18 protein-coding genes and 1 other RNA gene are annotated in these 20,718 nt (G+C 67.8%); 10 read left to right on the top strand and 9 right to left on the bottom strand.

Annotated features, from left to right (window positions below):
- Positions 1-10: 10 nt before the first annotated feature.
- Positions 11-2,380: an ATP-dependent helicase gene (locus JHD80_RS16790; RefSeq protein WP_210339910.1), complete on the bottom strand. Its 2,370-nt coding sequence runs from the start codon at positions 2,378-2,380 to the stop codon at positions 11-13.
- Positions 2,381-2,495: 115 nt separating this feature from the next.
- Between JHD80_RS16790 and JHD80_RS16785 the strand changes: the two genes are divergently transcribed.
- Complete coding sequence (locus JHD80_RS16785) at positions 2,496-4,142, top strand: acyl-CoA dehydrogenase family protein (RefSeq protein WP_199089538.1); 1,647 nt, start codon at positions 2,496-2,498, stop codon at positions 4,140-4,142.
- 89 nt (positions 4,143-4,231) lie between these two features.
- On the opposite strand, the gene msrB is transcribed toward JHD80_RS16785, so the two are convergent.
- Positions 4,232-4,663 (bottom strand): peptide-methionine (R)-S-oxide reductase MsrB, encoded by a 432-nt coding sequence (gene msrB / locus JHD80_RS16780; protein WP_248311606.1) that lies wholly within the window; start codon positions 4,661-4,663, stop codon positions 4,232-4,234.
- A gap of 239 nt (positions 4,664-4,902) precedes the next feature.
- On the opposite strand from msrB, the gene JHD80_RS16775 reads away from it, so the two are divergent.
- Together JHD80_RS16775 and JHD80_RS16770 are read left to right on the top strand one after the other, a co-directional pair.
- On the top strand, positions 4,903-6,126 hold the full coding sequence (locus tag JHD80_RS16775; protein ID WP_199089536.1) for a BtaA family protein: 1,224 nt from the start codon (positions 4,903-4,905) through the stop codon (positions 6,124-6,126).
- A 38-nt stretch (positions 6,127-6,164) separates the two neighbouring features.
- Complete coding sequence (locus tag JHD80_RS16770; RefSeq protein WP_199089588.1) at positions 6,165-6,794, top strand: class I SAM-dependent methyltransferase; 630 nt, start codon at positions 6,165-6,167, stop codon at positions 6,792-6,794.
- A gap of 13 nt (positions 6,795-6,807) precedes the next feature.
- Here the strand turns inward: JHD80_RS16770 and JHD80_RS16765 are convergent, their stop codons facing one another.
- Positions 6,808-7,380 (bottom strand): thioesterase family protein, encoded by a 573-nt coding sequence (locus JHD80_RS16765; protein ID WP_199089534.1) that lies wholly within the window; start codon positions 7,378-7,380, stop codon positions 6,808-6,810.
- Between the two features lie 202 nt (positions 7,381-7,582).
- Here JHD80_RS16765 and JHD80_RS16760 point away from each other — a divergent pair, with 202 nt between their 5' ends.
- Entirely contained in the window at positions 7,583-9,022 is a 1,440-nt protein-coding gene (locus JHD80_RS16760) for an FAD-binding oxidoreductase (protein ID WP_199089532.1), read from the top strand.
- A 286-nt stretch (positions 9,023-9,308) separates the two neighbouring features.
- Positions 9,309-12,932, top strand: coding sequence for an AsmA family protein (locus JHD80_RS16755; RefSeq protein ID WP_199089530.1), 3,624 nt, complete (start codon positions 9,309-9,311; stop codon positions 12,930-12,932).
- 296 nt (positions 12,933-13,228) lie between these two features.
- Here JHD80_RS16755 and JHD80_RS16750 read toward each other — a convergent pair whose 3' ends face one another.
- From JHD80_RS16750 to JHD80_RS16725, 6 genes are all read right to left on the bottom strand, one after another.
- Positions 13,229-13,453 carry a ribbon-helix-helix domain-containing protein gene (locus tag JHD80_RS16750; RefSeq protein ID WP_199089528.1) on the bottom strand — a complete coding sequence of 75 codons (225 nt, stop codon included), beginning with the start codon at positions 13,451-13,453 and terminating at the stop codon, positions 13,229-13,231.
- Positions 13,450-13,644 carry a DUF4169 family protein gene (locus JHD80_RS16745; protein ID WP_199089527.1) on the bottom strand — a complete coding sequence of 65 codons (195 nt, stop codon included), beginning with the start codon at positions 13,642-13,644 and terminating at the stop codon, positions 13,450-13,452. The genes JHD80_RS16750 and JHD80_RS16745 overlap by 4 nt, the downstream gene beginning before the upstream one ends.
- A gap of 15 nt (positions 13,645-13,659) precedes the next feature.
- Entirely contained in the window at positions 13,660-15,054 is a 1,395-nt protein-coding gene (fumC, locus tag JHD80_RS16740) for a class II fumarate hydratase (RefSeq protein WP_199089525.1), read from the bottom strand.
- Positions 15,055-15,065: 11 nt separating this feature from the next.
- Positions 15,066-15,638, bottom strand: a complete 573-nt coding sequence (locus tag JHD80_RS16735; protein ID WP_199089523.1) for an SspB family protein — start codon at positions 15,636-15,638, stop codon at positions 15,066-15,068.
- 59 nt (positions 15,639-15,697) lie between these two features.
- Positions 15,698-16,083: a transfer-messenger RNA gene (gene ssrA / locus JHD80_RS16730) on the bottom strand.
- Positions 16,084-16,131: 48 nt separating this feature from the next.
- Positions 16,132-16,395, bottom strand: coding sequence for a PepSY domain-containing protein (locus JHD80_RS16725; RefSeq protein ID WP_199089521.1), 264 nt, complete (start codon positions 16,393-16,395; stop codon positions 16,132-16,134).
- 214 nt (positions 16,396-16,609) lie between these two features.
- On the opposite strand from JHD80_RS16725, the gene JHD80_RS16720 reads away from it, so the two are divergent.
- The 5 genes from JHD80_RS16720 (at position 16,610) to hflC (ending at position 20,655) form a co-directional block, all read left to right on the top strand.
- Positions 16,610-17,404, top strand: a complete 795-nt coding sequence (locus tag JHD80_RS16720) for a thymidylate synthase (protein ID WP_199089519.1) — start codon at positions 16,610-16,612, stop codon at positions 17,402-17,404.
- Positions 17,401-17,883 (top strand): GNAT family N-acetyltransferase, encoded by a 483-nt coding sequence (locus tag JHD80_RS16715; protein ID WP_199089517.1) that lies wholly within the window; start codon positions 17,401-17,403, stop codon positions 17,881-17,883. The genes JHD80_RS16720 and JHD80_RS16715 overlap by 4 nt, the downstream gene beginning before the upstream one ends.
- 3 nt (positions 17,884-17,886) lie before the next feature.
- Positions 17,887-18,402, top strand: a complete 516-nt coding sequence (locus tag JHD80_RS16710) for a dihydrofolate reductase (protein ID WP_199089515.1) — start codon at positions 17,887-17,889, stop codon at positions 18,400-18,402.
- Positions 18,403-18,556: 154 nt separating this feature from the next.
- Positions 18,557-19,723: an FtsH protease activity modulator HflK gene (gene hflK / locus JHD80_RS16705; RefSeq protein WP_199089513.1), complete on the top strand. Its 1,167-nt coding sequence runs from the start codon at positions 18,557-18,559 to the stop codon at positions 19,721-19,723.
- The gene (gene hflC / locus JHD80_RS16700; protein WP_199089511.1) at positions 19,720-20,655 is read left to right on the top strand and encodes a protease modulator HflC; all 936 of its coding nucleotides are present in this window, start codon (positions 19,720-19,722) and stop codon (positions 20,653-20,655) included. Before hflK ends, hflC begins: the two co-directional genes overlap by 4 nt.
- The last annotated feature ends 63 nt before the right edge of the window (positions 20,656-20,718 follow it).

Here is a 20,718-nt window from a genome sequence, read left to right as displayed (position 1 = left end):
CCATAGGTGTTCACCCGGCCTTCTGCACAAAGCTATCCAGCACCATCTTCCGACCGGCCTTGTCGAAATCGACGGTGAGTTTGTTGCCGTCGACGCTGGCGACGGAGCCGGGGCCGAACTTGACGTGGAAGACGCGGGCACCCTCGCCATAGGCGGATTCGCCTGAGGATTTGGCGGTCAGCTCGCCTTCGATCAGCAGCGGGCCGCGCTGGTGGGAGGAGCTTCCGAAATTACCTTGGCCGAAGCCGCGGCCGCTCTCAGAGAACCCGCTGTTCTTCGCGCGGTTCTCCTGCGCGCGCTGCCAGCCCGGCGTGTTGTAGCTGGAACCGAAGCTCTCCATCCGGTCGAAGCGCGAGGCGCCGTAGCCGCCTTGGCCATAGGCGGTCGGGGCCTGTTCGACCTCGACATGCTCCTCCGGCAATTCGTCGATGAAGCGGGAGGGCAGGCTGGTCTGCCAGAGGCCGTGGATGCGCCGGTTCGAGGCGAAATAGAGCTTCAGCTTCTTGCGGGCACGGGTGAGGCCGACATGGGCGAGGCGGCGTTCTTCCTCAAGGCCGGCGCGGCCGCTCTCGTCGAGCGCGCGCTGATTGGGGAAGAGCCCTTCCTCCCAGCCGGGCAGGAACACTGTGTCGAATTCCAGCCCCTTGGCGGCGTGCAGCGTCATGATCGAGACACGCGCCTCGGCCTCGCCGTCGCCGACATCCATCACCAGGGAGACGTGTTCGAGGAAGGCCGGCAGGTCCGGGAATTCGTCGAGCGAGCGCACGAGTTCCTTGAGGTTTTCGAGGCGCCCGGCGGCATCGGCCGAGCGGTCCTTCTTCCACATTTCGGTATAGCCGGACTCTTCCAGCACCAGCTCGGCGAGCTCGCCCTGCGGCATGTGCTCGGCCCGTGCGGACCAGCGGCCAAAGGCGTCGACCAGCTCGCGCAGCGCCGTGCGGGCCTTGGGCTTCAGTTCGTCGCTCTCGACCGCGGCGCGAGCCGATTGCATCAGCGAGAAACCGGTGGCGCGGGCATGGTTGTGCAGGAGCTGGACGGTGGCGTCGCCGAGGCCGCGCTTGGGCACGTTGACGATGCGCTCGAAGGCGAGGTCGTCGGTCGGCGACACCACGCAGCGCAGATAGGCGAGCGCATCGCGGATTTCGGCGCGTTCATAGAAGCGCGGGCCGCCGATGACGCGATAGGGCACGCCGGCCTGGACGAAGCGCTCCTCGATCTCGCGCATCTGGGCGGAGATGCGCACGAGCACCGCGACCTCAGCGAGGTTGTGCTTCTTCGATTGCATCGCCTCGATCTCATCGGAGATCAGGCGGGCTTCCTCCTGGCTGTCCCAGGCGCCGGTGATGGTGACCTTCTCGCCGAGTGCATCCTCGGTGCGCAAGGTCTTGCCGAGGCGGCCTTCGTTGCGGGCGATCAGCTTGGAGGCGGTGGCGAGGATATGGCCGGTCGAGCGATAGTTGCGCTCCAGCCGGATCACGGTCGCGCCGGGAAAATCGTGCTCGAAGCGTAGGATGTTGTCGACCTCGGCCCCGCGCCAGCCATAGATCGACTGGTCGTCGTCGCCGACGCAGCAGATGTTGCGGCGGCCCTGGGCCAGCAGGCGCAGCCAGAGATACTGTGCCGTGTTGGTGTCCTGGTACTCGTCGACGAGGATGTAGCGGAAGCGGTCGTGATAGGTCTGGAGCACGTCCGGATAGTCGCGGAACAGCGTCAGGCAGTGCAGCAGGAGGTCGCCGAAATCGACGGCGTTCAGCGCCTTCAAACGCTCCTGATAGGCGGCGTAGAGCTTGCCGCCCTTGCCGTTGGCGAAGACGGCGGCCTCGCCTGCGGGAACGTCCTTGGGGGCGAGGCCACGGTTCTTCCAGCTATCGATGAAGCCGGCCAGCATGCGGCCGGGCCAGCGCTTCTCGTCGATGCCCTCGGCCTGGATCACCTGCTTCATCAGGCGGATCTGGTCGTCGGTGTCGAGGATGGTGAAATCGCTGCGCAGGTCGAGCAATTCGGCGTGGCGGCGCAGCAGCTTGGCCGAGATCGAGTGGAAGGTGCCGAGCCAGGGCATGCCCTCGGCGACCGGGCCGACGAGATGGGCGACGCGCTCCTTCATCTCGCGCGCCGCCTTGTTGGTGAAGGTGACGGCGAGGATCTGGGACGGATAGGCGCGGCTGGTCGAGATCAGATGGCCGATGCGGGTGGTCAGCACGCGGGTCTTGCCGGTGCCGGCACCCGCGAGCACCAGGACCGGCCCGTCCGTCGCCTCGACCGCCTGGCGCTGCTCCGGGTTCAGCCCCGCAAGATAGCCGGCCGCCGGCTGCGCGGCAGCGCGCGCGGCGAGGCCGCCGGGGCGGGGCGGAGGAGCGGAAAAGGGGTCGGTCTCGGACAAGGGTATGCGCTGCTCGTGCGTGATTCGTTCTCCGGCGAATATAGGGCGTCGATGTCAGGATTGCGCCCTGCCGGAGCGATCATTTTATATCCCGTTCCACAGGGAGGTGGCAGTAATGACCGGACAGGGCGGAACGGAACGCTGGGAGGTCAGCAATCAGGTGCCGGCGCTGGCCGATTACGACGCCTTCGCCGCCGATCCGGTGCTGCCGGGGATCATTGCCGCCTTCGGCGCCGTCTGGGCGAAGGAGCGGCTGCATGAGACGGGCCGGGTGGTCGGTTCGGCGCGGGTACAGGAACTTGCGTATCTCGCCAACCGATATTCTCCCGAGCTGAAAGCCTTCGATCGCTTCGGCAACCGGATCGACGAGATCACCTTCCACCCGGCCTGGCACGAGTTGATGGGGCTCGCCATCGGGCAGGAGACGCATGCGCTGGCCTGGAACCGGCCGGAGCCTGGTGCGCAAGTGGCGCGGGCTGCCTTGCAGTATCTCTGGTACGGCGCTGAAAGCGGCATCTGCTGCCCGATCAGCATGACCTATGCCGCCGTGCCGGTGCTGAAGCAGGATGCGGGGCTGTGGGCGCAATGGGGGGCGCTCGTCACGTCGAACCGCTACGATCCGCGGCAGGGGCCGGCGCATCTGAAGACGGGCGCGACCGTCGGCACGGCGATGACAGAGACGCAGGGCGGTTCGGATCTGAGGCAGACGCAAACCGTGGCTGAGGACAATCGCGACGGTACCTTCTCGCTGCATGGCCGGAAGTGGTTCTTCTCGGTGCCGCATTCCGACGTCTTCCTGACGCTGGCGCGGACGGGCGAGGGCATCTCTTGCTTCGTCGTTCCCGGCTGGCTGCCGGACGGGTCGCGCAACGGCGTCGCGATCCAGCGCTTGAAGGACAAGGTCGGCAACCGCTCGAATGCTTCCTCCGAGGTCGAGTTCAGGGGCGCGATCGGTCATCTGATCGGCGAGCCTGGCCGCGGCATCCGAACCGGGCTGTCGATGAACCACAATTCGCGGCTCGATATCGCGGCGGCATCCTCCGGGCTGATGCGGATGGCGGTGTCGCTCGCGGCGCATCATGCGCAGCATCGCCGCGCCTTCCAGAAGGCGCTGATCGACCATCCGATCATGCAGAACGTGCTCGCCGATATCGCGATCGAAGCGGAGGCTGCGGCCTGGCTCGCCTTCCGGCTGTTCGCGGCGCTCGACCGGCAGGATGAGTCCGCGAGCGAGCGCCTGCTGGCGCGGGTCGGGGCGCCGATCGCGAAATACTGGATCACGCGGCGCGCGCCCGCGGTCGTCACCGAGGCGCTGGAATGCCATGGCGGCAATGGTTTCATCGAGGAGAACCCGATGGCGCGGCTCTATCGGGAGGCGCCGCTCAACGCGATCTGGGAGGGCTCGGGCAATGTCATCTGCCTCGACGTGCTGCGTTCGCTGGTGCGCGAGGAGGGGGCGGTCGATGTGCTGCGGGCAGAGCTGTTGGCGGTTGCGGGGGCGGACCGGCGCTACGATGCGGCGTTGAAACGGCTGGAGGGCGCGTTGCCGGAGATGATGCGCAACGAGGGGCAGGCGCGACGATTGACCGAGAAGCTGGCGTTGATGCTGCAGGGCTCGTTGCTGCTGCGGCATGCGCCGACAGCGGTGGCGGATGCCTTCATCGCGACGCGGCTGGATGGCGGCTGGTCGGGACAGTTCGGCGATCTGCCGTCGGCTGTCGATGCTGCGGCGCTGGCGCGGCGGGCGGTACCGGCTGTTTGAAACGTCATGCCCGGGCTTGACCCGGGCATCTCTTCATCGCTTTTCCGTCACGAGATGCTCGGGTCGAGCCCGAGCATGACGGGCCCCTCTCAAGCTGCTTCCGGCTCGAAATTCATCGCCTCGCCGTTTATGCAGTAGCGCAGGCCGGTCGGGGGCGGGCCGTCGGGGAAAACGTGGCCGAGATGGCCGCCGCAATTCGCGCAATGAACCTCGACGCGGAGCATGCCGTAGCTGCGGTCCTCGGTGGTGCCGACCGAGCCCTCCAGAGGCTGGTCGAAGCTCGGCCAGCCGGTGCCGCTCTCGAATTTCTTGCCGGACTTGAACAGCTTCTGGCCGCAGCCGGCGCAGGAGAAGGTGCCGGCGCGCTTCTCGTAGTTCAGCGCGCAGGAGCCGGCCCGCTCGGTGCCGTGGCCGCGCAGGATGCGATATTGCTCCGGCGTCAGCCGCGCGCGCCATTCGGCGTCCGTGAGCTGGAAGGGGAAGGTTTCGTCCTGCTTCTTCTCGGCTCCGAACATGCTCATCAGACCCATTGCGATCTCCTTCCTGGCGGGAGCGCCTCATCGGTTTTCGTGCCGCCAATATGGGGCTTTGCGCGTGAGATTTCAGCCCCGCTGATCTCCGGTCGTTTCACGATGCCGTGGCAATCGCGGCAGCATCGTCACCGGACCGTCACGCGACTCCTCTAGCTGCCCGGCACCCGCACAGGGAGGAAAAACCGGTGACGCAACAGGCGACCCAAACGGCACGCGCGGCCCGCCGCATGACGAGCTCGGGCCTGGAACAGGCCGTCCGGCGCAGCAAGACGCTCTCAAAGGCCGGCATGCTGGAATGGCTGTTCGCCCGCGCCTTCTCGGGGCTGGTCTATCCGCAGATCTGGGAGGATCCGGTCGTCGACATGGCGGCGCTGCAGCTCAAGGCCGGCGACCATGTCGTGGCGATCGCGTCGGGCTCCTGCAACATCCTGTCCTATCTGACGGCGGCGCCGATCCAGGTGAGCGCGGTCGATCTCAATGCCACCCATATCGCGCTCGGCAAGCTCAAGCTCGCGGCGCTGGCGCGGATGGAGCGACAGGAGGAGTTCCTGCGCTTCTTCGGCCGGGCGAAGGATCGCGCCAATGTCGCGCGCTACGATCGCGAGATCGCGGGTCATCTCGACGCCGTGTCGCGCGGCTACTGGGAGGGGCGGGGGCTGAACGGGCAACGCCGGATCAACCTCTTCGCCCGTGGATTCCACCGCTACGGCCTGCTCGGGCGCTTCATCGGCACTGGCCATGTGCTGGCGCGATTGCTCGGCGGCAATCCCAAGGCGATGCTGGCGGCGCGCGATCTCGCAGAGCAGCGGGCGCTCTACGACAAGCATCTCGCGCCGGTCTTCGGGCGCAAGCTGGTACGCTGGCTGGTGCGCCAGCCGGCCTCGCTCTACGGGCTCGGCATCCCGCCGGCGCAGTACAAGGCGCTGGCCGCCGATGGCGAGGACGGCATTCTCGGTGCGCTGAAGCTCCGGCTGGAGCGCCTGGCCTGCGATTTCGACCTCAAGGACAACTACTTCGCCCAGCAGGCCTTCGGGCGGCGCTATGGCGACGGGCCGGATGCGGCGCTCCCGCCCTATCTCCAGCCCCGGCATTTCGCGGCGGTGAAGGAGCGGGCTCCCGGCGTTTCCTATCGCCAGAGCGCGGTCACGGCATTCCTGGAAGACCAGCCGGCGGAGAGCTGCGACGCCTATGTGCTGCTCGATGCGCAGGACTGGATGAACGATGTCGATCTGACGGCACTATGGTCGCAGATCACGCGCACGGCCCGGCCGGGGGCGCGGGTGATCTTCCGCACCGCCGCCGACGAGCGCCTGCTGCCGGGGCGTGTGCCGGCTGCGATCCTCGACCTCTGGCATTACGAAGAGGAGACGAGCCGCGAGCTCTGCCGGCAAGACCGCTCGGCGATCTATGGCGGCTTCCACCTCTATGTGCTCAAGGGGCAGACGCGGTGAGTGCCGCCGATGCGTCGGCAGGCTCGGCCGCCGGGCTGATGGACCGGATCTACCGGCACCAGCGCCATATCTACGACGCCAGCCGGAAGTTCTACCTACTCGGCCGCGACCAATTGATTGACGGGTTGCAGCCGCCGAAGGGCGGGAGCGTGCTGGAGATCGGCTGCGGCACCGGGCGCAACCTGATCCGGATCGCGCAGCGCTATCCAGATTGCGCCTGCTACGGACTCGACGTTTCCAGCGCGATGCTGCTGACGGCGCAAGGTTCTATCGCGAAGGCGGGGCTGGAGCCGCGGATCAGGCTCGCGCAGGCGGATGCCACCGGCTTCGATCCGCGGGCGTTGTTCGGCCGCGCCGGCTTCGACCGGATCGTCATCTCCTATGCGCTGTCGATGATTCCGCCCTGGCAAGGCGTCATCGCCGAGGCTTTGCGCCGGCTTGCTCCGGGCGGTTCCCTGCATATCGTCGATTTCGGCGATCAGGCCGGGTTGCCGGCGCCGTTCAAGGCGGTGCTGCTGCGCTGGCTCGAGCTATTCCATGTCACGCCGCGCGAGGATTTGGCCGAGATCGTGCGAGCGGTGGCCGAAGCGGCCGGGGCCGATTGCCGGATTGACGCGCCCTATCGCGGCTATGCGGTGCATGCGGTGGTGAGCAAAGGCGGGGCCTGACGGCGCCGTGCTTTCAGTGCCGCGTTTCGGTGGCCGCCTCGGTCTCGCGCTCCTCGGCGGCCTCGTCGACCCGTATGGCGGATTTCCGGGGCATGCCGATCATGCGGCCGATCGTGGCCGGCAGCGGCATCATGCTGTGGGCCGCCTTCATCAGGGCGATATTGGCGAGGATATCGGCCGGGAAGGGCGTGACCTTGCGATTGATCATGTCGACATGCAGCGACAGGTTCTCGCTGGTCGCCGCGAGCCAGCCCTCGTTGGCGTGGCGCATCTCCAGATAATAATGCAGACGCTTGTCGTCGAAGGCGATGAGCTGCGCGGTGACGCGGACGAGATCGCCCTCGGTCAATTCGCGCTTGTAGAGGACATGGCACTCCGCCGTGAAGGTGGAGGCGTGGCGGGTCTCGACATAGTCGCGGGTGAGGCCGACCAGCGAGAAGACCTCGTCGACCGCCCGGTCGAACAGCACATGGTAATAGGCCATGTTGAGATGGCCGTTATAGTCGATCCATTGCGGCTCGACCCGCATCGCCGATGAGACGAAGGGCGCGAAGAACAGCGCCGGGGCGCGCGTATCGTGTTTCATGTTCGCCTCCCTGACAGGCGCCTCGTTCAAGGGCCGGCGGCATTATTGCCGCTGCCCATTCGACCGTCGCATGATCTAGTATGCATCGCTCGCAATGGGCGTCAGCATTTTGGGCCGGCCAGTATGGCAGGACCATGTCGAAGCGTAACCAATTGCGAAAACGATCCGATCGAAATCTAACCGCCAAAACCGGATGTTGACAATGAGCCTGCCCGACGCCGCTCCTCATGACAGCCCTGTCCGGGCCGCAGTGCTGCCGCCCTCGCCGGAGGCGATCGCGGCGGTGACGCAAGGCTTGGCGGCGAGCTTCGGCAACCGGCTCGTCACCAGCCTAGCCGTGCGCCAGCAGCACGGCCATACGTTGACCTGGATTCCGAACCAGCCGCCGGATGCGGTGGTGTTTCCGCAGAGCACGGACGAAGTCTCCGAGATCGTGAAGCTCTGCGCTACGCATGGCGTGCCGGTCATCGCTTTCGGCACGGGCACCTCGCTGGAAGGCCATGTCAACGCCGTCTTCGGCGGCGTCTGCATCGACATGTCGCAGATGAAGCGGATCATCGCGGTTCATGCCGAGGATCTCGACGTCGTGGTCGAGGCCGGCGTTACCCGCAAGGAGCTCAACGAGCATCTGCGCGACCAGGGTTTGATGTTCCCGATCGACCCCGGCGCGGATGCCTCGCTCGGCGGCATGGCGGCGACGCGGGCCTCGGGCACCAATGCCGTCCGCTATGGAACGATGAAAGACAATGTCCTGGCGCTGACCGCGGTGATGGCCGACGGCTCGATCGTGAAAACCTCGACGCGGGCCCGCAAGACCTCGGCCGGCTACGATCTCACCCGCCTGCTCGTCGGCTCGGAAGGCACGCTCGGCATCATCACCGAGGTGACGCTAAAGCTGCACGGCATTCCGGAAGCGGTTTCCGCCGGCGTCTGTCCGTTCCCCTCGGTGAAGGCGGCCTGCGACGCGACCATCATCACGATCCAGTCCGGCCTGCCGGTCGCGCGCATCGAACTGCTCGACGACGTGATGATCCGCGGCGTCAACCTGCATGCCAAGCTCGGGCTGCCGGAGACGACGATGCTCTTCGTCGAGTTCCACGGCACGGAAGCCGGCGTGAAGGAGCAGTCCGAGCGCTTCGGCGAGATCGCGGCCGAGTTCGGCGGCGGGCCGTTCGAATGGGCGACCAAGGCCGAGGACCGCTCCAAGCTCTGGCAGGCGCGCCATGACGCCTATTGGGCGGCCAAGGCGCTGCGCCCCGGCTTCGACTCGGTGGCGACCGATGTCTGCGTGCCGATCTCGCGGCTGGCCGAATGCGTCGAGGAGACCAAGCGCGATATCGAGGCCTCCGGCCTGATCGCGCCGATCGCCGGCCATGTCGGCGACGGCAATTTCCACACGCAGCCGCTGGTCGATCTGGCGGATACGGCGGAGGTCGAGCGGGCGCAGGCCTTCATCGACCGGCTGGTGAAGCGGGCGCTCGCGATGGGCGGCACCTGCACCGGCGAACACGGCGTCGGCCAGAAGAAGATGAAATATCTGGAGCAGGAGCACGGGGCCGAGGCGCTCGCGGTGATGCGCACGCTGAAGCGGGCGCTCGACCCGCGCAACATCCTCAATCCCGGAAAAATCGTCGCCCTGTGACGCCGTTGCGGCTTGCGCTACCTGCGGGGTTCGCCGAAATGTCGTGATCTCGCCGCGACTTGCGGGCAGGATGGGACATTGCGGCGCTGGCCGCCCTTGCGATGAAACGGACCTGTCGTTCCGGACAAGCCGCCTTTGGCGGCGCCGATCCGGAATCCATCGTAGGGCGTATCGCTCTAGGATGGATTCCGGGGCAAGCCCGGAATGACGGCATGGTCCGGTCGCAAGGTCGGGGCGGGCCGGAAAGCGACACCATTCCACGAGCGACAGGGGCAGGCAGCGGAATTTGCGTGAGAGTCTGACAGTTCTGGCCGGACTGCTGGTCCTGGCGCTGCTGGCGGCCCTGATCGGCCCCGGCTTCGTCGACTGGCGCAGCTATCGGCCGCAGATCGAGGCCCGGTTGAGCGAGGCGCTGGGCGTCGAGACGCAGATCGGCGGCGGGATCGGCCTGCGTTTGCTGCCGTCTCCGCGCATCGCGCTGGAGGACGTCCGGATCGGGCCGGGCGACGGCTCGGCGAGTTCCGCCAGGGCTGAGCATGCGACCGTGGAGCTGGCACTGGCGGCTTTGGCGCGCGGCGAGTTCCGCTTCTCCGAAGCCCGGCTCGATGGCGCTGCCGTTTCCCTCTCGCTGGATGAGGCGGGGATCATTCGCCTGCCCGAGCGCCGCGGCACGGGCATCCCGGCCGGGGCGAGCCTCGACCGCCTGACGATAAGCCGGTCGACCCTGATCTGGCGCGAAGCCGGGAAGCCCGCCGTCGTGCTGTCGCCGATCGCGGCCGACATGTCGGCGGTGAGTCTCGCCGGCCCCTGGCGCTTCGAGGGCGAGGTCGCGGGCGCCTCGCTGCGCGTCACCACCGGCGAGATCGAGGCCGACGGGCGGCTGCGGACCAAGGCCTATCTCACCGGTGAGGACCTGCAGCTCGGCTTCGACGGAGCGCTGCTCTTTCCGAAGGGGGGCGAGGGCGTCGGAGCGGAACTGGATGGCGCCTTCAATCTTTCGCCGGGCGGGGCGGTCGCGCTCGCCGGCCGGGTCAAGGGCGGCAGCCGCCAGCTCGACCTGTCCGGGCTTGCTCTGGACGTCGCGGGCGGCGCGGCGCGGCTGGAAGGCGAGGGGCAGTATCTCCCCGGCACGGGCAAGGGCTCGCTGGCATTGCGCGCGCGCCGGCTCGACGCCGATGCGCTGGCGACGGCGCTGGCCGAACGGCAGGGTTTCGAGCGCGCCTTGCAGGGGCTGCCGGGCGCCTTCGACGTCAACCTCGATCTCGACCAGCTGATCTGGCGCGGCGAGGATTTTTCGGCCCTGGCCTTGCGCGGGCATCTGCACGATGGCGGCTTGAGCGATGCCTCGGCGTCCGTGCGCGTGGCAGGCGCGCTGATCGGTGCCAGCGGCAATCTCGATGGGAACGGCGCTTCGGGCCGGCTCAATCTCAAAGCCGACGATGCGCGGCGCGTCGGGCTGGTGTTGTCGCGGGCCGGGCTCGACTCGGCGCTGGCCGATTTCATCGCTAGGCTCGGGCGGATCGATGCCGATATCGTCGGAGCCTGGACGGGCCAAGGCGGGCGGTTCCAGCGCCTGCTCGTCGCGGGTTCGTCGGGCCTGCGCCTCGATGCCTCCGGCGAGATCGCGCCGAACCGGATCGCCGCGAAGGCGGCCGTGAACGGGCTCTCGCTCGATACCTTGCCGCCCGGCAACAGCCTGTCCGGGCTGCTCCGGCAGCGCGATGTGGCGCTGGAGCTTGCGCTCACCAATGTCCGGTTCCGCAATGCCCCGCCGGGTTCTGCCAATCTCGACCTCAGGCGCGAAGGCGATGTCTGGCGGCTGAGCCGGTTGTCGGTCGACGGCTTCGGCGGCGTTGTCGTCACCGGCGCAGGCGCGCTGCTGGCGGAGGGCGGCGAGATTTCCGGGCGCGTCCGGGCGCCGCGCTTCGAGACGCTCACCGCGTTGGCTGGGCCGCTGCTGCCGGAAACGGCAATCCAGGCGCTTCAGCGCGTCGGCGAGGGGCTGGCGCGGCTCGATGCCGGCTTCCGCCTGACGCGCGCGGCTTCGGGCGAGACCAGCCTGTCCGCGGAAGGCACGGCCTCGGCCGGCAGGCTCAAGCTCGACGGCCGGCTCGACAAGGCAGGCAACTGGAACCGGGCTGCGCTCGGCTTCGAGCTCAATGACCGGCGGCAGGCGTTTGCGGCTCTGGGCCTGCCATTGCCGCAGCAGGGCGGGGCGGGGCGTTTCACTCTCGAACTGGACGGCGGCAAGGCGACCGGCTCGCTCGCAGGGCAGGGGCTTTCTGTTGTCGTCGAGGATGGCGGGCAAGGCCCGCGACTGACACTGCAAGCGGACGGACCGGGGCAGGTTCTCGCGGAAGGGCCGGCGCGCCTGCTGCCGGACGGCGTGATCGATGCGTCCGCGCGGCTCGCCCTCTCCGAGGAGGCGATCCGGCTCGATGAGATCACCGCCAATCTCGGCGGCATGGCGGTGAATGGCTCGCTGCTGCTGCCGCGCGAAGGGCGCTCATCCGGGCGCATCGCTGTGCCGGCTGCCGATCTGCGCCCGCTGATCGGCGCCGCGCTTGGGCAGGTGGCGGCGACGCCGAACGCGCTCTGGTCGACGGGGCGCTTCGGGCGCGTGGCGGGCTTCCCCGATTTCGATATCGCGGTCGAGACCGGGACGCTCCTCGCCTTCGACGGCGGGACGATCCGCAACGCGAGCTTCTCCCTGCGCTCGGATCAGGACGGGCTCCGGATCGACGATCTCCGCGGCAGCTATGGCGGCGGGCAGGTCGCGGGGCGGCTCGGTCTGCGGCGCGATGGCGGGCTCGCCCAGCTCAACGGGCGGCTCAGCCTGATGGCGGTCGATCTCGGCGAATTCACCAAGGGCGCGATGGGCGGCAAGGCCTCGGGGCAGGTCGAGTTCGGCGGCTCGGGCGAGACGCCGGCGCGGCTGGTCGCCGGCCTGAGCGGCGCGGGCAGCCTTGCGCTGACCGGCACGCGCCTCGCGCGGTTCGATCCCAACGCCTATGCGCGGATCATCGCCGGCACCGGCGAGGACGCGTCCGAGAGCGATGCATCGCGGCTGCAGGATCGCCTGAGCGAGGCGCTCGACAGGGATGCCTGGGCGCTCGGTGACGTCACGCTGCCCTTCACGCTGGCGGGCGGCCTGGTCCGGCTCCAGCCCTTCGCCTTCGAGCGCAACGGCCTGCGCGCCGAGGCGAGCGGCATTCTCGACCTGCGCGCGCTGACCGCCGATCTCAGGCTCGGCCTGAGGCCGCTCGGCGCCCTGCCGAAGGGCTGGCCGGGCGACGCGCCGCAGATCGGCATCGCCTGGCGCGGACCCTTGTCGAACCTTCGGCGCGAGAGCGATGTCAGCGCCCTGTCGAATACGGTCGCGGCGCGGGCTCTGGCGCGCGAGATCGAGCGCGTCGAGGCCTTCGAGGCGGATGCGCGCGAGCGCGCGATGTATTCGAGGCGCCTGCGGGCCGAGCGCGAGATGCGCGAGAACGAGCGGAAGCTGGGCGAGTTCCTGAAGGCGCAGGAAGAGGCCCGCATCGCCGAAGAGAAGCGCCAGGAAGAGGCGCGGCGTGTCGAGGAGCAGCGTCGTCTGGCCGAGGAGAAGCGCGCCGAGGAGTTGAGGCGCGCCGAGCAGGCGCGGGCGGAGCTGGAAGCGCGCCGTCGGGCGGAGGCCGAGGAACGCGCACGCGCTGCGGCCGAGCGCGCGGCTGCTGCTGCCGAACGGGCTGCAGCACAACCCGCGCCGCCGCAGCCGCCCGTGCAGCCCGGTCCTCTCGTTTTGCCCGGAGCGCCGCTCAGCAGCTCGCCGGAAGGCGCGGTACAGGCTCCGACCGGCGGCGCCGCACCATTGCCGCCGCCGATGCAGCTTCAGCCCGGGACGCAGCCCCGTGGCACGCCGTTGCGTTGAGAGCTTGATTCAACCGCTTCGCGGCTTGATTCCGAAGTTTCTGGCAAGCGCTTGAATATGCTGATTTTTGGATTGGTGACGTAGCCGTCGCCGATCATGCTGGTCTCACAAGTGGAACCCTAGTCATTCCGGGGCGCACCGCAGGTGCGAACCCGGAACCCACGACTGGGTGGGACATCTGATTCCTCCTTGCAGACGGCTCACCCAGTCGTGGGTTCCGGGTTCTTCGCTATGCGAAGCCCCGGAATGACAAAGGTGGTTTCGACCGGGAGCTGGGCGGTCGTTGACCGCACGGCTTAAGAGCCGCCCGCGAGCTTCCGGTAATGCGCCAGCGCATGCAGTCGCAGCGCGGAGGAAAGGTTAAGCTCCCCTCGTCCGGAATCGACCTCGGCGACGAGGGCGGCGATGGGACGGTCCTCGCTTGCCGCGATCTCCTTCAGGGCTTCCCAGAAGGGCGCTTCCAGCGAAATGCTGGTGCGGTGGCCGGCGATGCTGAGCGAGCGCTTGCGCTCGGGCTTCATGCCGGCTCCGGCTTGTCGCGGTCGCGCTTGTGCCCGTCGATATGGCGGGCGGCCTTGTCGCGCTCGGCCTCGGTCAGCTTGCGCTCGGCCTTGGTGCGGCCGAAGGAGATGCGGTTCTGCTCGGCCGTCTTTTCAGCCGCGGCGCGGGCCTTCTGCTTGCGGGCCTGGCGGAGGTTGATGATCTCGGCCACCGGGCGAACCTCGCGTCAGTGCGGGCCGAGCATCAGCTCGGGCTTGACCGTCTTGTCGAAGAGCTCGGCATCGACACCGGCCTTCAGCGCCTCGTCGCGGAGCGTCGTGCCGTTGTGATGGGCGGCCTTGGCGATGCTGGCGGCCTTGTCGTAGCCGATCGCGGGGGCCAGCGCCGTCACCAGCATCAGCGAGCGCGAGAGCAGCTCCTTGAGCTGCGGCTCATTGGCCTCGATGCCCTCGACGCAGTTGACGCGGAAGCTCTCGGCCGCATCGGCGAGCAGCCGGACGGACTGGAGGAATGCGGCAGCGATCACCGGCTTGAAGACGTTGAGCTCGAAATGGCCCTGGCTGGCGGCGAAGCCGATCGTCGCCTGGTTGCCGTGGACCTGGGTCGCGACCATGGTCAGCGCCTCGGCCTGGGTGGGATTGACCTTGCCCGGCATGATCGAGGAGCCCGGCTCGTTCTCCGGCAGGCTGATCTCGCCGAGGCCCGAGCGCGGACCGGAGCCCATCAGGCGGATATCGTTGGCGATCTTGAACAGGTCGGAAGAGAGCGCGGCGAGCGCGCCATGGGCGGCGGCGAGCGCACCATGGCTCGCCAGCGCCTCGAACTTGTTGTCGGCGCTGCGGAAGGGCAGGCCGGTCAGCGTCGCGACCTCCTTGGCGAAGAGGGCGGCGAAGTCGGGATGGGTATTGAGGCCGGTGCCGACGGCCGTGCCGCCTTGCGCCAGCGCATAGAGCCCGCCAAGCGCCGCCTCGATCCGGCCGATGCCGAGATGAAGCTGCATCGCATAGCCCGAGAATTCCTGGCCGAGCGTGACCGGCGTCGCGTCCTGGAGATGGGTGCGTCCGATCTTGACGAGGTGCTTGAAGGCCTCGGCCTTAGCGTTCAGTGCCTTTTCGAGATTGCGCAGGGCCGGCAGCAGGCGCCGCGTGATCTCCAGCGCCGCCGCGATATGCATCGCGGTCGGGAAGGAATCGTTCGAGGACTGGCCGCGATTGACGTGGTCGTTGGGATGGACGGGGCTCTTGGCGCCGAGCCCTGCGCCGAGCAGTTCGTTGGCGCGGTTCGCCAGGACCTCGTTGGCGTTCATGTTCGACTGGGTGCCGGAGCCGGTCTGCCAGATCACCAGCGGGAAATGTCCGTCGAACTTGCCGGCGAGCGCCTCGTCTGCGGCATGGGCGATGGCGCCGGCGACGCGCTGGTCGAGCAGGCCGAGCTTGGCGTTGACATGGGCGGCGGCCTTCTTGACCAGCACCAGCGCATGGACGAGCGGCAGCGGCATGCGCTCGCTCTCGCCGCCGATCTTGAAATTCTCGAGGGAGCGCTGGGTCTGCGCACCCCAATATCGATCCGCCGGCACGGCGATCGGGCCGAAGGAATCGGTTTCGGTGCGCGTCTGCGTCATGGCGTCCGTCGTCAGGGCTTCTTGCGGAAGGAATCGAGGCTGACCACCTCGGCCGTGCCCCGGCTGTCGTCGCCCTCGGTGGCCGGCTCCGCCTTGGCGGATGCCGCGGCAGGCTCGGCGGCGGGCGCCTTGCCCTTGGCGGCCGGCAGCGCAGCGGGCACGATCTTGGCGGGTGCCGGCGGAGCCTCCGCGGGCTCCGCTTCCTGCGAAGCGGCATCTTCCGCCTGGTCCTGCGCCTCGAATTTCAGGCCGAACTGGACGGAAGGATCGAAGAAGGTCGAGATCGCGTCGAAGGGCACGAGCAGCCGCTCAGGCACGCCCGAGAACGACAGGCCGACTTCGAAGGAATGCTCGCCGACGCTCAGGTCCCAGAACTGATGCTGGAGGACGATCGTCATCTCGTCGGGATGCTTCTCGCGCAGGCGCTGCGACAGGCGCACGCCCGGCGCGCCGGTGCGGAAGGTCACATAGAAATGATGCTCGCCCGGCAGCCCGTCGCGGGCCGCCTCCGCCAGGATCTTGCGGACCACGCCCTTCAGCGCGTCCTGCACCATGAGATCGTAACGAAGAACATCCTTGGACATCGGGTAGCGGTTTCCGCTTGTTCGTCCGGCGGGAACAGCCGGCAGGCCCTAAAAAAAGAAGTGGAGGCTTCTGTTGCCAGGCGCCTCCGAGCCCCGCCTTACGCGGCTAAACGCAAGGGCTTTGGTTTGGGAACCAGCACCGCTTACGCGGCGACGGCAACCCGAGCATTGTTGTCGTTGGCAACTATGCAATGGCCCGATAACGGCGGAACCATGCCGAGCAAAAGGATAACCTTTACACCCTCGTCGATCCTATTTCGCCCCCGCCGCAGCCCTGCAACCGCTCGGCTGCAAGTTCCTGCTGCTCGCGCCGCAGGGCTGGGGTGGAGGCGCCGGGTACCGCCCCCGGGTCCGAAAGGCTTATTTCGAAATCCGTTTATCGCCATAGCCGATCTTGCGAACGGCACCTCCGAATATAGGGAAGCCCGCGGCGTTGGCAAAGGGTTCTCCTGCGTTTTCGGGAAAGAGTGCGGGATAGAGGCTTTTGCCGGCCTCAATCGAGAATCCGTCCATTCTTGATGTCGATGTCGAGGCTGATCTCGTCGTCCTCGGCGGTGCGGCCGACGACCTCCCAGCGATCGCCGGAGCGGATGATCACCTCGACATGGACGAGGCCTGCGCTCCAGGCGATGTCGCGGGCCCGGCTCTCCGAGATCGTCGCGCTCGCGAACGTTTCCTCCGCATGAGCCGATAGCGCGAGCAGGGCGCTGAGGGCGAGCGCCGCCAGCAGGCGGCGCGGCAGGTGGACGATCGGCATAACACTATCCCCGCGAATCAAGGCGGCGATGAGCGGCGCCGATTGGGGCGGGTTTGCGGAGAAGCGACCTCACGGCCCGTCGCGTTTGCGTGAGGCGGCGACGCTCCCGCCATGGATTGGCAGGGCCTGCCGCAAACGCTGGGGATGCCTGCCGGCGGGGCAGGGCCAAGCCGTTTTCCAGCCGCTATAGTCGCGCGCCTTCCAGAGAGTCGCCATGCGCCAGTATCACGACCTGCTCCAACGCGTCCTCACCGAGGGCGTCCGCAAGGACGACCGTACGGGGACCGGTACGCTCGCCGTCTTCGGCCACCAGATGCGCTTCGACCTGTCGGAAGGGTTTCCCCTGGTCACGACCAAGAAGCTGCACCTGAAATCGATCATCCACGAGCTGATCTGGTTCCTGCGCGGCGACACCAATGTGCGCTATCTCCAGGAGAACGGCGTCACGATCTGGGACGAATGGGCCGATGCCAACGGCGATCTTGGCCCGGTCTATGGCCGGCAATGGCGCTCCTGGGCGGCGCCGGACGGGCAGGTGATCGACCAGATCGCCTGGCTGGTGAACGAGATCCGCCGCAATCCGGATTCGCGCCGACTGATCGTCTCGGCCTGGAATCCAGCCGATATCCCGAAGATGGCGCTGGCGCCCTGCCATTGCCTGTTCCAGTTCTTCGTCGCCAACGGGAAACTGTCCTGCCAGCTCTACCAGCGCTCGGCCGACGTCTTCCTCGGCGTGCCCTTCAATATCGCGAGCTATGCGCTTCTAACCCATATGGTGGCGCAGGTGACGGGGCTGGGCGTCGGCGATTTCGTGCATTCCTTCGGCGATACTCACCTCTATGTGAACCATCTCGACCAGGCCCGGCTGCAGCTCTCGCGCGAGCCCCGCGCGCTGCCGAAGCTCACGCTCAACCCGGCGGTGACGCGGCTGGAGGATTTCCAGTTCGCCGATGTCACGATCAGCTACTACGACCCGCATCCCGGCATCAAGGCTCCGATCGCAGTATGACGCTTTCCATCCGCTCCGCCCGTCCCGGCGAGGCCGGGCTCGTGCTCGGTTTCATCCGGGAGCTCGCCGAGTACGAGAAGCTGCTGCACGAGGTCGTCGCGACCGAGGCGGATATCGCGGAAGCCCTGTTCGGGGAGAACCCGAAGGCGTTCTGCGACATCGCCGAATGGGACGGCGAGCCGGTCGGCTTCGCGGTGTGGTTCTACACCTATTCGACCTTCTCGGGCCGGCACGGCATCTGGCTTGAGGACCTGTTCGTGCGGCCGGATCAGCGCGGGCGCGGCATCGGCAAGACGCTGATCGCCGGGCTGGCGCGGCGCTGTGTCGCGGAGGGCCTGCCGCGCCTCGCCTGGTGGGTGCTGAACTGGAACGAGCCGTCGCGCGTTTTCTATCGGGCGCTCGGTGCCAAGGCGCAGGACGAGTGGACCGTGAAGCGGCTGGAGGGCGAGGCGCTCGCGCGACTGGGCGCGGAGGTCTGAACCATGGAGAAACGTCCGGTCGTTCTGGTTGCAGCCGTCGCCGAGAATGGCGTGATCGGCGACGACAACCGGCTGATCTGGCGGCTCAAGGCCGACATGAAGCACTTTCGCAGCCTGACGCTGGGACGCCCGGTGCTGATGGGACGCAAGACCTTCCTGTCGATCGGCAAGCCCCTGCCGGGGCGCGAAATCGTAGTGCTGACCCGCGATGCCGGCTTTTCGGCCGAGGGCGTGAGCGTCGCCCATTCGCTCGACGAGGGCCTGGCGATCGGGCAGCGGCTCGCCGCGGCCAGCGAAGTGGATTCCGTGGTGGTCGCGGGCGGCGCCGAGATTTACCGCCAGGCGCTGCCGCTGGCGGATCGGCTGGAGCTGACCATCGTGCATGCCAACCCGTCAGGCGACGCGCTCTTCCCGGATTGGGAACGCGATGCCTTCGAGCCCGGGGCTAACGAGCATCATCCCGCCGATGCCGAGAACGATCACCCCTATACCTTCGTCACGCATCGCCGGCGCGGCTGATCGCCGCTTTCCGTTCACGATGAATGGCTTGCGCCGTTGACGAATCCATGGCCCATGACCAAGTCAGCCCAGCGCCTTCGCTCGAAGGCGCTGACAAGCGGCCGTCATTTGCTTATGGCTTGGCCTCGACAGAACGAAAGGGAACGGCTCGAGAATGCCTTGGAGCAATCAGAGCGGCGGTGGCAGCGGCGGGGGAGGTCCCTGGGGTCAGCGCGGAGGTAATGGCGGCGGCGGTCCCTGGGGCGGCGGTTCCGGCGGCGGTGGCGGGGGCAATGGCAACCCGCCCGATCTCGAGGAAATGCTGCGGCGCGGTCAGGACCGGCTGAAGAACCTCGTTCCCGGCGGCAATATCGGTGGGCGTGGGCTCCTTCTCGGAGGCTTGCTCCTGATCCTGATCTGGCTCGGCTCCGGCATCTATTTCGTGCGGCCCAACGAGGTCGGCCTCAACGTCGTGTTCGGCCGCTTCGCCGGCAAGACGGGCGAAGGTCCGAACTGGAACTGGCCCTATCCGATCGGCAGCGTGGTCAAGCCGCAGGTGACGAACGTCGTCACCACCGAGGTCGGCTTCCGGACGGTCGAATCGGTGCGCACCTCGCGCCAGACCGACGTGATCGAAGAGAGCCTGATGCTCACCGGCGACGAGAACATCGTCGACATCGACTTCATCGTGCAGTGGCAGATCGACCCGGCCGCGCCCGAGAACTACGTCTTCAACATCCAGGATCCGCCAGGCACGGTGAAGGCCGTGGCCGAGAGCGCGATGCGCGAGATCATCGGTCGGCGCAACATCCAGCCGGTGCTGACGACCGATCGCGGCGCGATCGAGACCGAGGTGCGCCAGCTGATGCAGGAGACGCTCAACGGCTACAATGCCGGCGTGCGGATCAGCCTCGTCCAGCTCCAGAAGGTCGACCCGCCGCAGCAGGTCATCGACGCCTTCCGCGACGTCCAGGCGGCTCGCGCCGACCAGGAGCGCCTGCGCAACGAGGCGCAGACCTATGCCAACCGCGTCGTGCCGGAGGCGCGCGGCCGCGCCGCGCAGCTCACCCAGGCGGCGGAGGCTTTCAAGGAGCAGACCGTCGCCGAGGCGCGTGGTCAGGCCAGCCGCTTCAACGCGGTCTACGAGCAATACAAGAACGCTCCGGGCGTGACGCGTGAGCGTCTGTTCCTGGAGACGATGGAACGCGTGATGGGCGGGACCGACAAGATCATCCTCGACTCGACGGGCAACGGGCAGGGCGTCGTGCCCTACCTGCCGCTGGACCAGCTCCAGCAGCGCCGCCCGGCTCCGGGCCAGCAGCAGGGAGGAGCTCTGCGATGAACTCCCCCGTGTTGCGCGGCGTGCTCTTTTTCGCCCTCGTCATCGTCGCCGTCGTGCTCTACGCCTCGACCTTCGTGGTCTCGCAGACGCAGTCGGCGCTCGTCCTGCGCCTCGGCGCGATCCGCAGCGTCGTCACGGCGCCGGGCCTGTATTTCAAGCTCCCGGCCCCGTTCGAGCAGGTGACCCTGCTCGACAACCGCATCCTCGATCTCGACCTGCCGGCCCAGGAAATCATCGCCTCGGACCAGAAGCGTCTCGTCGTCGATGCCTTCACGCGCTACCGGATCTCCGATCCGCTGCGCTTCTACCAGGCGGTCAACAACATCCCGCGGGCGAACTCGCAGCTCGCGTCGATCGTGAACGGCAATGTCCGCTCGGTTCTGGCGGAAGCCACGTTCACGGCGATGGTGCGCACGGACCGCACGCGCCTGATGAACCGCATCCGCGACGACGTGAACCGGGAGGCCGCCCGCTTCGGCATGTCGGTCGTCGACGTCCGGCTGCGGCGCGTCGACCTGCCGGCGGCGAACTCGGCGGCGGTGTTCCAGCGCATGCAGACCGAGCGTCAGCGCGAGGCGGCGGAAGCGCGCGCTCTCGGCGGCCAGCAGGCGCAGGAAATCCGCGCCAGGGCCGATAGGGACTCGACCGTGATCGTGGCGGAGGCGCAGCAGCACTCCGACGAGATCCGCGGCGCGGGCGAGGCGGAGCGCAACAAGGTCTTCGCCGAAGTCTTCGGCAAGGATCCGGAGTTCTTCTCCTTCTACCGTTCGATGCAGGCCTATGAGGCCAGCATCAAGCCGGGAGACACGCGGATGGTGCTGACACCGGATTCGCCGTTCTTCCGGTATTTCAACGGCCCCAGCGCGCAGCGTCAGGACGGCCAGGCGGGCGCTCCGGCGACGCCTGCCCAGCCTGCGCCTGCCCGGCCCTGATCATGGCGAGCGACGCGGATGCTTGATTTCGTCGCGGCGCTCGGCCTGGTCTTCGCTATCGAG

This window comes from Allobosea sp. ASV33 (genome assembly GCF_016428755.1).
Classification (GTDB): Bacteria; Pseudomonadota; Alphaproteobacteria; order Rhizobiales; family Beijerinckiaceae; genus Allobosea.
The sequence above is the reverse complement of the archived record's forward strand: the minus strand, read 5'-3'. Positions and strand labels throughout refer to the sequence as shown.

Excerpts from the sequence above, each read along its gene's own strand:
- JHD80_RS16785 (WP_199089538.1), top strand. The coding sequence starts at position 2,496 with ATGACCGGACAGGGCGGAACGGAACGCTGGGAGGTCAGCAATCAGGTG.
- msrB (WP_248311606.1), bottom strand. The coding sequence starts at position 4,663 with ATGAGCATGTTCGGAGCCGAGAAGAAGCAGGACGAAACCTTCCCCTTC.
- JHD80_RS16775 (WP_199089536.1), top strand. The coding sequence starts at position 4,903 with ATGACGAGCTCGGGCCTGGAACAGGCCGTCCGGCGCAGCAAGACGCTC.
- JHD80_RS16770 (WP_199089588.1), top strand. The coding sequence starts at position 6,165 with ATGGACCGGATCTACCGGCACCAGCGCCATATCTACGACGCCAGCCGG.
- JHD80_RS16765 (WP_199089534.1), bottom strand. The coding sequence starts at position 7,380 with ATGAAACACGATACGCGCGCCCCGGCGCTGTTCTTCGCGCCCTTCGTC.
- JHD80_RS16760 (WP_199089532.1), top strand. The coding sequence starts at position 7,583 with ATGAGCCTGCCCGACGCCGCTCCTCATGACAGCCCTGTCCGGGCCGCA.
- JHD80_RS16750 (WP_199089528.1), bottom strand. The coding sequence starts at position 13,453 with ATGAAGCCCGAGCGCAAGCGCTCGCTCAGCATCGCCGGCCACCGCACC.
- fumC (WP_199089525.1), bottom strand. The coding sequence starts at position 15,054 with ATGACGCAGACGCGCACCGAAACCGATTCCTTCGGCCCGATCGCCGTG.
- JHD80_RS16735 (WP_199089523.1), bottom strand. The coding sequence starts at position 15,638 with ATGTCCAAGGATGTTCTTCGTTACGATCTCATGGTGCAGGACGCGCTG.
- JHD80_RS16725 (WP_199089521.1), bottom strand. The coding sequence starts at position 16,395 with ATGCCGATCGTCCACCTGCCGCGCCGCCTGCTGGCGGCGCTCGCCCTC.
- JHD80_RS16720 (WP_199089519.1), top strand. The coding sequence starts at position 16,610 with ATGCGCCAGTATCACGACCTGCTCCAACGCGTCCTCACCGAGGGCGTC.
- JHD80_RS16715 (WP_199089517.1), top strand. The coding sequence starts at position 17,401 with ATGACGCTTTCCATCCGCTCCGCCCGTCCCGGCGAGGCCGGGCTCGTG.
- JHD80_RS16710 (WP_199089515.1), top strand. The coding sequence starts at position 17,887 with ATGGAGAAACGTCCGGTCGTTCTGGTTGCAGCCGTCGCCGAGAATGGC.
- hflK (WP_199089513.1), top strand. The coding sequence starts at position 18,557 with ATGCCTTGGAGCAATCAGAGCGGCGGTGGCAGCGGCGGGGGAGGTCCC.
- hflC (WP_199089511.1), top strand. The coding sequence starts at position 19,720 with ATGAACTCCCCCGTGTTGCGCGGCGTGCTCTTTTTCGCCCTCGTCATC.